This is a genomic window from Stenotrophomonas maltophilia group sp. Smal12 (assembly GCF_037079935.1).
GTDB classification, from domain to species: domain Bacteria; phylum Pseudomonadota; class Gammaproteobacteria; order Xanthomonadales; family Xanthomonadaceae; genus Stenotrophomonas; species Stenotrophomonas sepilia.
The window spans coordinates 1-13460 of the sequence record NZ_JBAWUK010000039.1; the positions used below are offsets into that span (position 1 = coordinate 1).

The 13460-nt window shown below is 69.1% G+C and carries 13 protein-coding genes; 3 read left to right on the top strand and 10 right to left on the bottom strand.

Annotated elements, in window-relative coordinates:
- Positions 1–396: 396 nt before the first annotated feature.
- Genes WDC87_RS15995 through WDC87_RS16005 form a run of 3 tightly spaced genes read left to right on the top strand, consistent with a single transcriptional unit; the run spans position 397 to position 2802 of the window.
- Positions 397–969 (top strand): DUF1190 domain-containing protein, encoded by a 573-nt coding sequence (locus WDC87_RS15995; protein WP_005420172.1) that lies wholly within the window; start codon positions 397–399, stop codon positions 967–969.
- Between the two features lie 7 nt (positions 970–976).
- Entirely contained in the window at positions 977–2155 is a 1179-nt protein-coding gene (locus tag WDC87_RS16000; protein WP_139727962.1) for a glutathionylspermidine synthase family protein, read from the top strand.
- Positions 2155–2802 (top strand): hypothetical protein, encoded by a 648-nt coding sequence (locus WDC87_RS16005; protein WP_111201605.1) that lies wholly within the window; start codon positions 2155–2157, stop codon positions 2800–2802. Before WDC87_RS16000 ends, WDC87_RS16005 begins: the two co-directional genes overlap by 1 nt.
- Positions 2803–2887: 85 nt before the next feature.
- Here WDC87_RS16005 and WDC87_RS16010 read toward each other — a convergent pair whose 3' ends face one another.
- The 10 genes from WDC87_RS16010 to baeS form a co-directional block, all read right to left on the bottom strand.
- A complete protein-coding gene (locus WDC87_RS16010; RefSeq protein WP_072168021.1) occupies positions 2888–4186 on the bottom strand; it encodes a DUF58 domain-containing protein in 1299 nt (432 codons plus the stop codon).
- Positions 4183–5169 (bottom strand): MoxR family ATPase, encoded by a 987-nt coding sequence (locus WDC87_RS16015; RefSeq protein ID WP_061479013.1) that lies wholly within the window; start codon positions 5167–5169, stop codon positions 4183–4185. The genes WDC87_RS16010 and WDC87_RS16015 overlap by 4 nt, the downstream gene beginning before the upstream one ends.
- Positions 5166–6350, bottom strand: coding sequence for a DUF4350 domain-containing protein (locus WDC87_RS16020; RefSeq protein WP_072168019.1), 1185 nt, complete (start codon positions 6348–6350; stop codon positions 5166–5168). Before WDC87_RS16020 ends, WDC87_RS16015 begins: the two co-directional genes overlap by 4 nt.
- Positions 6347–7963 (bottom strand): DUF4129 domain-containing protein, encoded by a 1617-nt coding sequence (locus WDC87_RS16025; RefSeq protein WP_252744924.1) that lies wholly within the window; start codon positions 7961–7963, stop codon positions 6347–6349. The genes WDC87_RS16020 and WDC87_RS16025 overlap by 4 nt, the downstream gene beginning before the upstream one ends.
- Complete coding sequence (locus tag WDC87_RS16030; protein WP_065177881.1) at positions 7953–8945, bottom strand: stage II sporulation protein M; 993 nt, start codon at positions 8943–8945, stop codon at positions 7953–7955. The genes WDC87_RS16025 and WDC87_RS16030 overlap by 11 nt, the downstream gene beginning before the upstream one ends.
- Positions 8942–9631 carry an RDD family protein gene (locus tag WDC87_RS16035; protein WP_111008351.1) on the bottom strand — a complete coding sequence of 230 codons (690 nt, stop codon included), beginning with the start codon at positions 9629–9631 and terminating at the stop codon, positions 8942–8944. The genes WDC87_RS16030 and WDC87_RS16035 overlap by 4 nt, the downstream gene beginning before the upstream one ends.
- A gap of 124 nt (positions 9632–9755) precedes the next feature.
- A complete protein-coding gene (locus WDC87_RS16040; protein WP_061479018.1) occupies positions 9756–10286 on the bottom strand; it encodes a gamma carbonic anhydrase family protein in 531 nt (176 codons plus the stop codon).
- Positions 10283–11155 (bottom strand): nucleotidyltransferase domain-containing protein, encoded by an 873-nt coding sequence (locus WDC87_RS16045; RefSeq protein ID WP_336331312.1) that lies wholly within the window; start codon positions 11153–11155, stop codon positions 10283–10285. Before WDC87_RS16045 ends, WDC87_RS16040 begins: the two co-directional genes overlap by 4 nt.
- A 131-nt stretch (positions 11156–11286) precedes the next feature.
- Positions 11287–11976, bottom strand: a complete 690-nt coding sequence (locus WDC87_RS16050) for a response regulator (protein ID WP_072168014.1) — start codon at positions 11974–11976, stop codon at positions 11287–11289.
- Positions 11973–13364, bottom strand: coding sequence for a sensor histidine kinase efflux regulator BaeS (gene baeS / locus WDC87_RS16055; RefSeq protein WP_252744923.1), 1392 nt, complete (start codon positions 13362–13364; stop codon positions 11973–11975). Before baeS ends, WDC87_RS16050 begins: the two co-directional genes overlap by 4 nt.
- Positions 13365–13460 lie beyond the last annotated feature (96 nt).

Here is a 13460-nt window from a genome sequence, read left to right on the forward strand (position 1 = left end):
CTACGAACACCCGGAGGTGTGCGGGCGCCGGCCCGCCCCGCGCCCCCCAACCCCAAGGCTGAGCGGACCGCCGGGGCAGGGGGGGCGCCGGGGGGGGGGGGGGGTGGGGGGCCGCCCCCCAAACCACCCCCCGCCCCCCGCGCCCCCCCCCCCCCGCCCCCCCCCCCCCCCCCCCCCCCCCCCACCCCGCCTTCGACAGTTTGCTGCGATCTGTTGGGGCCGGCGCTCTGCCCTTGGTAGGTGTCGACCTTGGTCGACACGATGGATCCACGTCATGCGTGGCTGATGGGGAACGACGAAAATGAAATTCCGTTCATCTTTCCCACTTTGCCGATTCCGGTTGTTGGTGAGGATTTGGCATCATTGGGCATTGATCCGTATACAGGGCATGAGGCCATGAAACGTTCCCGCACCACCGCGCTGCTGCTGATGAGCGCTGCGCCGCTGCTGTTCACCGCCTGCCAGAAGGAGCCGGAGGTGAAGGTGCAGGAAGGCCTGTACACCTCGGTCGAGGCCTGCACCGAGGCCACCGGTGATCCGTCGTCGTGCCGCAATGCCTTTGCCGAAGCGCAGAAGCAGGCCGCCGATGCGGCGCCGAAGTACGCCAGCAAGGAAGCCTGCGAGAAGGATTACAAGCCGGAGCAGTGCGTGCAGCAGCACACCTCGGCCGGCACCTCGTTCATCGGCCCGATGATGATGGGCTTCTTCATGTCGCAGATGCTGAGCAACCGCGGCGGCCTCGCCCCGCAGGCGCCGGCGTCGGCACCGGCATACCAGGACAAGAACGCTGGCTGGGCGCGCCCGGCACCGGGCGGCACCGGTGGCCTGAACACCGCCAGCGGCATCGGTGCCGGCAAGGCCGGCCTGGCGCCGGTCACCAGCGAGCCGAACCGTGCGGTCACTGCCAGCCGTGGTGGCTTCGGCAACACCAGCGCACGCCGCAGCACCAGCGGCAGCTACGGCGGCTGATCGACCCATGCAGCGCATCCGGATTGCCGAGCGTGCCCAGTGGCGGGCACGCGCGGAGGAAGCGGGTTTCCGTTTCCATACCATCGATGGCCAGCCCTACTGGGATGAAAGCGCGTACTACGCGTTCACCCTGCGCCAGATCGAACAGGACATCGAAGACCCCAGTGCCGAGCTGCACCAGATGGCGCTGGATCTGGTCGGTGATGTCATCGGCAGCGAGCGGTTGATGGACCAGCTGGCGATTCCGTCGCATTACCGCGACTGGATCGCCGACAGCTGGCGCCAGCGCCAGCCGCACCTTTACGGCCGCCTGGACCTGGCCTACGACGGCACCGGTCCGGCCAAGCTGTACGAGCTGAACTACGACACGCCGACCTCGCTGTTCGAGGCCAGCTTCTTCCAGTGGCAGTGGCTGGAAGACCAGCGCAACGCCGGCCGCCTGCCGCAGCATGCCGACCAGTTCAATGCGATCCATGAGGCACTGGTCGAGCGCTTCGGCGAACTGGCCACGCAGCTGCCGCCGCCGCTGTACTTCAGCGCGGTGGGAAGCTCGGAAGAAGACCGTGGCACGGTCGAGTACCTGCGCGACTGCGCGTCGCAGGCCGGCCTGCATGGCCAGGCCATCGCGATCGAGGACATCGGCCTGTCCGAGGACGGCCGCTTCACCGCGCTGGATGATTCGGTGATCGGCACGCTGTTCAAGCTGTACCCGCTGGAAGACCTGATGGCCGAAGAGTTCGGCCGCGCGCTGCCCGGTTCGGGCGTGCAGTTGCTGGAACCGGCGTGGAAGGCAGTGCTGAGCAACAAGGGCATCCTGCCGTTGCTGTGGCAGCGCAACGTGGGCCATCCGAACCTGCTGGAGGCGCACTTCGATGACGGCAGCACGCTGGCCCCGGGCTGGGTGCGCAAGCCGCTGTTCTCGCGCGAAGGTGCCAACATCGAGATGCACCTGGCCGATGGCAGCACCCAGCGCAGCGACGGTCCCTATGACGGCCCGGCGATCATCCAGCGCGCCCATCCGCTGACCCGCTTCGAAGGTGGCTACCCGCTGATCGGCAGCTGGGTGGTGGGTGACCACGCCTGCGGCATCGGCATCCGCGAGGACGACAGCGCGATCACCCGCGACAGTGCGCGCTTCGTGCCGCACGCGATCGTCGACGAGGCGCCGACGCGGATCTACGTCTGATGACGGTGCGGCGTTGGCCTGGCCGGCATGGACGTGCCACGCCCGCGCCGGGCCGGCATTTCGATGACGGGCGCAGCCTGCAGGCCGTCGCGGACCGCGTCGCGGTGCGTTGCCACCGCTGCGATGCCCCCGGTTGGGTGATCGCCCGCTGGGAACCCTATCGATGGACCGCGCGTTTCCGCTGCACCGCTTGCAGCGCTGCATTGGACAGCGGCGACTGGGTGGGTGCAGTCCGCATTCTGGGCCGCCAGCCCTGTGGATTCTGCGGGCATCAGTGGCTGCATGTGTGTCGGCCGATTCCCGCCGGCATCCCCGCGCCTGCATCCTTCCCCGCCCGATGCGCACAGTGCGATCGCAGCACCGAGGTCACGGTGTTGACGCGTCCCCTGCGTGACGCCGAGCCTGCCGATCCGCATTTCGGTCTGCCGCTGCGCCTGGTCGAATCGACCCGCGCGGGCCTGCTGTGGGCCTACAACGCCGAACATCTGCAGGCACTGCACGAATACGCGGGCGCGACGCTGCGCGAGGGCCGCGGCCATCATCGATCCATGTTCTCGCGCCTGCCGCAGTGGATGAAGCTGGCCCGCAACCGGGTGCTGCTGCAGCGTGCGGTGGAGCGGTTGCAGCGGCGCTTGCTGCAGGGGTAGGTAGTGCCGGCCGCTGGCCGGCAGCCGAGCATGGGCTCGGCGCTACAGACAACCCGATTCTTGTAGAGCCGAGCCCGCGCTCGGCTCAGAGCCGCCCTTCGCGCTTCACCGCCAGGTAGCGCTCCACCAGCGCGCCGGGCAGGGCGTCGGCGGTGACGTCCAGCACCATCACCTTCTCGCTGCGCAGCGCTTCGTGCGCCTTCGCGCGCTGCTGCAGGTACAGCGCGGCGGCACCGGCCTGGGTGGCGTCTTCCAGTGTCTGCACTTCGCCCTCCAGCACGCCGTCCAGCTCGCGCTCGCGCAGGCTGGCCACGCACACCAGGTGGCGCCGCTGCAGCAGGCGCACCGCCGCCAGCAGGTCTTCGATGTCCTCGTCGCGCACGTTGCTGACCAGCATCACCAGTGCTCGCCGGCGCTGGCGCAGCGACACCTCGGTGGCAGCGGCCAGGTAATCGGTGGCCACCGCGCGTGGCTGCAGGTCGTAGCTTGCGCGCAGCAGGTGCTCGACCGTGCCCATGCCGCGCTGCGGCGCGACCCAGCGGCGTTCGCCACCGGCAGCGAACAGGCCGGCGGCATCGCCCTGGCGCAGCGCCAGGTAGGCCACAACCAGCGAGGCATTCAAGGCATGGTCGAAGTGCGAGAGCCCGCCTTCGCTGGCCAGCATGCGCCGGCCACTGTCGAGCATCAGCAGCAACTGCTGGTTCTTCTCGTCCTGGTACTCGCGCGAGATCAGCTTGCGCGCACGCGCGGTGGCCTTCCAGTCCAGCTGGCGCAGGCTGTCGCCGACGCGATACTCGCGCATCTGGTGGAAGTCGGTGCCTTCACCACGGCGGCGCTTCACGTGTGCACCGACCAGCCGCGAGGCCTGGTCGGCACTGAACAACGCAAAGCGCGTGAGCGGGACGAAGTTCGGATAGACCCGCACGTCCAGTACGGGCGGCAGCGTGCGTTGCTGCCACCACAGGCGCCACGGCGAGCGCATGCGCAGGTGCACGCCTTCGAAGCGGAAGTGCCCGCGCTGCAGCGGCTGCAGGTGATAGTGCAGCGTGGAGGCGCTACCGGCCCGCAGGCGCACGCGCTGTGGCAGCGATTCCAGCGGCCAGCCGCCGGGGACCAGGTCGAACACCTGCACCGTCATCGCTTGCTCGGCCTGCAGCCGCAGCGCCGCCTCGCGGCGCACGCCCAGCGCCAGCGCTTCGGGCAGTTCGCGCTGTACCTGAGGCGACGGACGCCGCGATTGCCGCCACAGGTCGAACAGCGCAGGCAACGCGATGGCCGCCGCGGCCAGCGCCCAGCTCCAGCGCGGCAGCAACCCGCCCAGCACCAGGCCGCCCAGGGCGGCCCAGGCCAGCAGCAGCGCCAGCAGCAGCGGGGCAGGCCTCATCGGCGCGGTGCTTCCACCTTGGCCAGCAGTGCGCCCAGCACGTCGTCGGCGTCCTGGCCTTCGATCTGCAGCTCCGGGGCCAGTGCAATGCGGTGGCGCAGTGCCGGGCGAGCAATGTCGCGCACGTCGTCCGGCGTGACGAAGTCGCGGCCGGCCAGCACCGCCTGCGCACGCGAGGCACGCACCAGCGCGATGCTGCCGCGTGGGCCGGCGCCGACCGCGATGCCCGGCCACTGCCGGGTCGCCGCGACGATGCGTACTGCGTAGTCGATCACTTCGTCATCGACGGTGATCGCCGCGGTGGCGCGCTGCAGTTCCAGCAGTTCGCCAGCCCCCAGTACACGCGGCACCTGGCTCAGGTCGAAGTCGCTGGCGGCACGGCCACTGGTGATCGCGGTCACCATGCGCTTCTCGTCCTCCAGTTGCGGGTAGTCGATCAGCACCTTCAGCAGGAAGCGGTCCAGCTGTGCCTCTGGCAGCGGGTAGGTGCCTTCCTGCTCCAGCGGGTTCTGCGTGGCCAGCGCCATGAACGGCGGCGCCAGGGTGAACGCCTTGCCTTCGATGGTCACCTGGCCTTCCTGCATCACTTCCAGCAGTGCCGACTGGGTCTTGGCCGGCGCACGGTTGATCTCGTCGGCCAACAGCAGGTTGGTGAACACCGGGCCACGGCGGATCCTGAAGCTCTCGCTCTTCGGGTCGTACACCGCATGGCCACTGACGTCGCTGGGCATCAGGTCGGGGGTGAACTGCACGCGGCCATAATCCAGCTCCAGCGCCTGCGCGAGTGCCCGCACCAGCAGGGTCTTGCCCAGCCCGGGCACGCCCTCGATCAGCACGTGGCCACCGGCCAGCAGCGCCACCAGGATCTGGTCCAGTACATCGGCCTGGCCAATGAAGGCGTGGCCGACGGCATCGCGGATGGCATCGACGCGTTCGATCAGGCGGGCGTTGGCGGCCGCCGGCAGCTCGGGGACTTCGGTCATAGCAGGGATCTCATCTGGAGCAGCAAGCGGATGCGCTCGCGCAGGGCGGAGGAATCGTGCGGCGGAGGGGGCGTGAGCGCGCTGGCAACGCGGTCTTGCGGCCACTTCAGCAGTTCGGCGATGGCCTGTTCGCGGGGGGCGCCCTCCAGTGCTGCAGCCACCGGTGCGCGCAGGCGCAGGCGATGCAGGAACAGGGCGAGCACGGCGTGGTACAGGCGCGCGCCGTGGCCGAAGCGCAGCAGCAGCTCGCCGCTGGCCCGCACGTGTTCCAGCAGCGAGCGGCGTTCCAGCACCGGCGACGGCAGGCGGCTGCCGAAGCGTTGCGAACGGCCCCACAGCCAGCCCAGCAGGGCCAGCAGCAGCGGCGCCCACACCGGCCAGCCCTGGTAGAACAGGCGCGCCCACAGCGACGGCGGGCGGCTGGCGTAGACCAGCCAGAAAGTACCCTTGCCGTAGTTCGGATCGAGCAGATAACGGGTCAGGTCGCGGTGCGAGAGATCGTGCAGGCCGTCGCTGGCCTTGCCCGCAGCCGACGCCAGGCGTGCTGCCGGCGAATCCACCTCGCCGCGCATGAACTCCATGTCGGCCAGCACGCTCACCTTGCCCTGCCCGTGGCGCAGTCGCGCGAACACCAGGTTGCGCTCGTTGCCCCAACGCCGTTCGGCTTGTGTACGGGCGGCAAAGCCCAGCGTGAAGCGGCGACCACCGCAGAACTCCACATGGCTGGGATCGTCGATGACGTGGAACGGCTGGCAGTCGCTCTGCTGGTACAGGCTGTCCACGCCGAGCTGGTCCAGCAGCGGTCCCTGCGTACTGCTGGCGTCGTCCTCTGCGGGTGGCGGCGTACGAACCAGCAGATGGCCACCACCATCGACCCAGGCCAGCAGGGCCCTGGCCGCCGGTGCCGGCAGTTCGCTGCTGTCCTGTAGCAGCACCACCGTATCGCGCGGACCCAGCGCCATCTGCTGCAGGTCCAGCCGCGGCCGCGAGTGCACGTCGATGCCATCGGCGCGCAGTGCCTGGCCAAGCACGTACAGCGGGTTGTAGCCAGCTTCGCCCTGCGGCGGCAGCTGCACGGTCTCGGTCACCCGCTCATGCGTGCGCAGAAAGAGGATCGTCAGCGGTACGCCGAGCAGCACCAGCCCGCCCAGCAACAGCGACCAGAACAGGCGCGGGCTCATGCCAGCCACCGGTATTGCTGGCGCAGCGTGTCGGCCAGTGCATCGAAATCGGCGCGGCTGGGCAGGCGGCCACCGTAGGCGGCGTACTGCCACATGCGCACGATGCGCGCGAACAGGTCACGGTCGGTGGCATCGGGCATGCGCCGCGACGCGCGCAGGCATTGCGCTTCGGTGGCACCGGGCGGAAGCGCGATGCCGCTGCGCTCGCCCACGGTGCGTACGCTGGCGCGGTACAGCAGGGCCAGCGCCTGACGTGGCCGGCCCTGGTCCCACAGCAGGCCGGCCTGGGTGGCCACGTCCGGCGGCAGCACGACCGGCAACTCCACCTGTTCCACCACTACCTGTGGTGCAGCCTCGGCCTTGCGCCGGCCACTGCCGCGCAGCCACGGCAGCCACAGACGGGCGGTCAACAACAGCACCAGCAGCAGGACGCCCAGCAGGCCCCACAGGCCCCACTCGGCCAGGCGCGCCAGCCAGGCAATGCCGGCCTTGCGGTTGCTGCGCTCGCCCTTGCTGCTGCCGTCGCTCTGCAGCGTCTTGTCTTCCTTCTTTTTTTCCTCGGCCTGTTCGATCGGCTTCCAGCGCGTGACCTGGCGGGTCGGGCGCTGCAGCGGATCCTCATAGGCGCGGTTCACCGCCTGGCGGAAACCGGCGGTGTCCACCGGCGCCGCACCGAAGATCATCGTCGGCGTATTGGCCGGATCGTTGGCCGCAGTGGCGGGTTCTTCCGCACGGTCCTCGTCCTCTTCGGCACCGTCGGCCTGCTCAGCGACTGTCTGCGCGTCCTGCGCATGCACTGGCGCGGAGGCCAGCGGCAGGGCAAGGCACAGCAGCAGCGCCAGCGTCGATGCTGCCGGCAGCAGCCGCTCGCGCAGGCGGCGCAGGGCGATCTCCACATCCCACGCTTCCATCTGCGTACGCCGGTTCAAGTACAGGCCGAAGCCGGCGCCGACATAGAACGGTCCGATCAGCACCGATGCCAGCCAGCACGCCAGGTTGAAGCCCAGCTGCGCCCAGGCAGGCGTGTCCTGGCCGATCATGTCCCATGCGGCACGCCATGATTCGGACATCAGCTCCAGTGGCATGAACATGAACACCGCGCCGATCGCGCCGGACACCAGCACGCCTTCAAAGGCCATGCAGGCCACGGTCAGCACGACGGCGGCGCCCGCGGCACCGGCCGCCACGGCGCGGCGGCGTGCACCGCGCTGGGCCGGCGCGCTGCCTTCCAGCAGGTTCACCGGCAGGCACAGGCTGCGCAGCACGCTGAAGCGGCGCCAGCCCAGGTAGCCCCAGAAGCCTGCATTGCCCCAGCTGCGCTGCGCACGCAGCGCTGCCAGCGCGCCCAACGGCTCACCGAAGATGCCGCGCGACAGCACGTACAGCGGTGCGCGCTCGAACAGCGGCTTGCACCACCACATCGCCAGCCAGGCCCAGCCGAACGCATCCAGCCACCAGCCCAACGCGTTGAAGATCACGAACAGCGGCGCACTGGCCAGCAGCCAGCTGCCCCATACCGCACGTGCGTGGCGGCGCGACAGGGCGCTGCCCAGCTCCATTGCTTCCCAGCCACTGCGCGCGCGCAGCGCCACGTCCAGGCGGTCAATGCGCATTGCCGCCTCCGCGCCCGCCGCGCCACAGCCACAGCAGCACGCCGGCCCACAGCACGCCGGCCACGCTGAACTTGCCCCACGCCGGCACTTCGGCAATCGACGACCAGAACGCTTCGATGAACGCGGCCACCAGCAGCATGAACGCCACGCCCAGACACAGCCGGGCCCCGATGCGGCCGCCTTCGACCAGGGCATCCAGGCGGCTGCGCCGGCCGGGGGCCAGCAGTTTCATGCCCAGCTGCAGGCCGGCACCGCCGGCGATCACGATCGCGGTCAGCTCGAACGCACCATGGCCTGCGACGAAGCGCCAGAACGGATCGCCATGGCCGATGTGCTGCAGGTGGCCGGCCACTGAACCGATGATCACGCCGTTGAACAGCAGCACCAGCAGCGTGCCCAGGCCGGCCAGCAGGCCACTGGCGAAGGTACGCAGGGCGATGCTGATGTTGTTCAGGATGTAGTGGCCGAACATCATCCAGTCCGTGCCGCTGTCACGCCCGAGGCGTTCGGCCGCTGGATCGTACATGCGCTCCATCTCGGCGATCTGGCGGTTGTCCATCACCATGTGGATCAGGTCCGGGTAGAGCTGCGCCAGCACGAAGCAGGCCACCGCCGGCAGCGCGAACATCGCCAGTGCCACCCACATGCTGCGCGCCTGGCTGCGCACCAGCAGCGGGAAGTCGGCCACCAGGAATTCCAGTGCACCGCGCCAGCGCGTCGGCGGCGTGCGGTACAGCACACTGTGGCCCTGCTGCATCAACTGCTGCAGGCGCTGCACCAGCTGCGGGCTGTAGCCGCGCTCGCGGGCCAGTGCCAGCTGCTGGCATAGGCGCCGGTAGCGCTGCGGGAAGGCGGCGTCGTCCACTGCCAGCGCGCTGGCCTTGCGCCGCGTGCGGCGCGCAGCACCAGCACGCAGCAGCAGCCAGTGTTCCAGGTCCTGCCATTCCTGCTGGTAGCGGGCGACGAACTGTTCCTGCTTCATCGCCGCCCCAACAGCCAGTTGGCCATGGCATACAGGCGCAGTACGCCGACCTGGCCGTGGGTGCCGGTCAGCGGTTCGGCGATGCCGGCCAGTTCCTGCTGGCGGGCCGCCGACAGCCGTGGCGCGCGCTCGGCGAAGGCCATCAGCGCGGCCTGCTCTTCCGGTCGCAGCGGCTGCGGCGGGACCAGCACGCTGTCGATGGTGGGCGGAGGCGGCAGGTACAGCACGGGCGCATGCACCACCACGGTGCCGGCCACCAGATCGCCCAGGCGACGGCCATGGGGATCGAACAGGCTGCTGATCAGGCCCAGTGCATAGCCGAACGGCAGCATGTCCACGGTGCGCAGCAGGTTGCGGGTGATGGCAGCCATCCAGCCTACCGGCGCGCCATCGCGCGCAAGCACGCGCAGGCCCAGCACGCGCTTGCCGAGGGTACGACCCCACAGCGCTTCGCAGACGATCGGGTAGGCCCAGTACACCAGGAACATCAGCACCAGGCCGAGCCCGGAGCCGAACGAATCCAGCAGTGCCAGTGGAATCGACATCACCACCAGTACCGCGATGCGCACGCCCAGATCCACCAGCCACGCCATCGCCCGTGGCACCGGGCCGGCTGCCGGCAGCTGCAGCGGCACACCCTCCGGCGTCACCACCTCGCGGTAGGTATCGAGCATCGGTGCGGCCATCAGTGCGATAGCCTTCGTTGTGGGCGCCGGAGTCCTCTCCGGCAGGCAGCCACAGGCATGGGGGGTCTCGACAGGTCCTGGTCGGGCCCAGACTTTAGCAGAGCCGCATGGCGGCGTTGGCTGCTCAGCCCAGGTATTCGTCCTTCAGCCGCACGTAGTGGTCGGCCGAGTAGTGCAGCGACTCGATCTCCTTGTCGCTCAGCGTGCGCGCCGGGCGGGCCGGATTGCCCACCCACAGCTCGCCTTCGCCGACCACCTTGCCCGGGCCGACCACCGCACCGGCGCCGACGAAGCCATGGCGCTCGACGCGCGCACCGTCGAGGATGCAGGCGCCCATGCCGATCAGGCTGTAGTCGCCGATCGTGCAGGCATGGATGATGCAGCCGTGGCCGACGGTCACGCCTTCGCCGATCAGGGTCGGGTAGCCGGCCTTGTTGTAGGGGCTGTGGTGGCTGACGTGGATGATGGTGCCATCCTGCACGTTGGTGCGCGCGCCGATGCGCACGTGATTGACATCACCGCGGATGACCGTGCCCGGCCACACCGATACGTCCTCGGCCAGCTCCACGTCACCGATGACGGTGCAGGCAGGATCGATGTACACGCGCTCGCCGAGGACGGGCATCTTGTCGCGGAAGGGGCGCAGCGGGTTCATCGATGTCTCCGGAAATCAGGGCGTTCGCGACGATGATACCCGTGTGGTAGTGCCGGCGCGTGCCTGGCCAGCACCTGCCGGAACAGCTCATCCAGCCACGCCGCATCACCGCGTCCAACGGGCAGCTGTGGCGCCTGCGCAGTCCGGGTGGCCAGCTCACGATCGATGAAATCGCTGATCGCCGCGATGCGTGGTCCGGCATTGACCTCGGCACTGGCGCGTTTCACTACCAGCAGGGCATCGATGGCTTCACGCACCGGGCCATGTGGCAGCAGTCGATCCAGCAGATCCTCGAAGGCCATCGGCGGAGGTGTCTGCTCGTGCTCGATCCACTGGCAGGCCAGCAGTGGGCGCAGCACGTACAGGTACTTCTTGGTGCGTACCATCTCGCCACGCAGGTACCCGCGATGGTTCGAGCGTGCCATGCTGAAGTAGTGCCACCACGTGCCCAGCGGCGAATAGAAGGACTTTGCGGCCTCCCACAGCTGCGCCACGGCGGCGTCGTCCTGCCGGTACACGATCGGCGAACGCAGCCATTCGATCAGTGTCGGATTGGATTTTGAGACCAGCCGCAGTGCCTTGCGCAGGTCCCAGCCGCTGACGTCGAGCTCATCGTCGATCGGCAGTTCGATCACATCGCGCTGCGCTTCGCCGGGACCGGTGCTCTCGTTGACGCTGAGATACCACGGCTGGCGATGCACGTAGATGAAGCGTGCGTCGTAGTCGCTGTCCGGGGAGGAAAAGCCCCAGCCACGGCTACCCGACTCGCAGGCCAGCAGCACGCGTACGTCGTAGCGCTGTTCGATGTCGGCCAGAGTGGAAAGGATGGCGGCGCGCTTGTCCGGCGCGATCGGATGAATGTCGTCCATGCAGTCGTGTTCGTAATGTCGAGCGTGCTCGACTTTAACGCAGGTGCGCACGGGTAGTGCCGGCCGCTGGATGGCAACCACGGAAATCCAGGCGTGCCACGAGGCTGCCGGCCAGCGGCCGGCACTACCGGCTAGGGTTCGTAGCTGTAGCCCATGCCATACACCGAACGGATCGGTTCGCCTTCCATGCCGGCGTCGGCCAGCTTGCGGCGCAGGTTGCGCACGTGGCTGTCGACGGTGCGGTCGACCACCACGCGATGGTCCAGATAGAGGCGGTCGAGCAGCTCGTCGCGCGCCCAGATCCGGCCCGGCGTGGCCAGCAGCGTGCGCAGCAGGCGGTATTCGACCGGGGTCAGGTCCAGGCCCTTGCCGTTCCAGGTGGCGCGGGCTGCCGGTTCGTCGATATGCAGCCCGCTGTTGGCCCGCGCAGCGGGGTCCGGGCGGTAGCGACGCAGCACCGCCATCACCCGTGCGACCACTTCGCGCGGACTGAACGGCTTGCAGATGTAGTCGTCGGCACCGACTTCCAGGCCCAGCAGGCGGTCGATCTCTTCCACCCGTGCGGTGACCATGATCACCGGTACATCGCTGCTGGCGCGCAGTTCGCGGCACAGGTCCACGCCATCGCGCTGTGGCAGCATCAGGTCCAGCAGCACCAGGTCGGGCTGGTAGCGCGCGAATGCGTCGATCACCTGGCCGCCATCGTCCACCCATTCGCTGGTCATCCCGGCGGCGGCCAGGTAGTCGCGCAGCACCGAGGCCAGGCGTGGCTCATCCTCGACGATCAGGATCTTCGCGGACGCGGCGGGGGACGGGCTCATGCAGGCTCCGGCAGGGTGATGACCACGCGCAGCCCGCCCAGCGACGAGGGCTCGGCGTGGATGAGGCCGTGGTGGGCGAGGATGATGTTGTGGCTGATGGCCAGGCCCAGCCCGCTGCCGCCGCTGGCCCGGTTGCGGGAGCTCTCCACCCGGTAGAAGCGCTCGAACAGCAGCGCGCACTTGTCGGCCGGCACGCCTGGCGCGGTGTCTTCCACGATCAGCTGCACGCCGGCAGGCGCGCGCGCTGCCTGCACGCGTACGCGGCCCCCGGCGTGGGTGTAGCGCAATGCGTTCTCCAGCAGATTGGCCAGCACCTGCTGCAGGCGCCGTTCGTCACCGGATACCTGCAGCGGTGTGGCGGGCAGGTCCTCCTCCAGTGCCAGCCCCGCCGTGGAGAAGCGCACGCGCATGCCATTGAGCTCGCTGCGCAGCAGCGCCGCCAGGTCCAGCGGCGCGAAGCGGTAGGCCAGGCCGCCGGACTGGGTCATCGACAGGTCGTGCAGGTCGTCGATCAACTTGCCCAGTTGGCGGATCTCGCCCTGCAGGGCACCGAGGTTGGCGCGGTCCAGCGGGCGGATGCCGTCCTCGATGGCTTCCAGTTCGGCACGAACCACCGCCAGCGGCGTGCGCAGTTCGTGCGAGATGTCGGCGATGAAGGCACGGCGGTTGCGCTCGGTGTCGTCCAGCGCCTGCGCCATCCGGTTGAAGTCGTTGACCAGTGCATCCAGCTCGTCATCGCTGGTGCGCTCGATGCGGGTGGCGTAGTCGCCAGCGGCGAGCCGGTGGGTGGCCGCCGCCAGTTTTGCAAGGCGCTGGCGCAGCGCGCGCGATACCAGCCAGGCCAGCAGTACCGTCACCAGCAGCAGCGCGATGCCGATCACCCACCACGCGCGCACCTGGGTGTTGTAGAAGTTCAGGTCGTTGGTGGCGATGACGGTCTGGAACGGCACCATGCCCAGCCAGCCGACCGTGTGCCCGTCCACCTGCACGGCGTGCGGCTCGTCGTCGCTGGTGGCGTCGGGGTTGCCGGCTACGAACCGATGCTGTGCATCGAACAGGCCCAGGCGGGAGGGAACGCCGGTCTGGTCGGACAGCGGTGGCACGGGCCCCTCGTGCCCATGGGCCAGATCCGGGCGCAGCAGCCGCGCCCAGCGGTCACTGTCGCCGCGCAGATGCGCCCAGCCGCCGTGTGCGCTGTACTCGCGCTGCAGGTGCGGCATCACGCGCTGCATGCGCAGATCGCCCTGGTCATTGAGGTAGTCCAGGAAGCCGGTCTGGAACGCCACTCGGCTGGCAATGCCGTTCACTGCCAGCACCAGCAGGCAGGCGGTGAAGATCGCGAGGAAGGTCTTCGCGGTCAGGCCGAATTTGAGTCGAATCTTCGCCATCGCGTGGCCATTAGCGGCGCATGCGGCGCCGAAAGCAAGCGCCCGCTGAGCCGGTCGCACAATCTCCATATTCTCTGCACAGTTCCACGGCAGCGT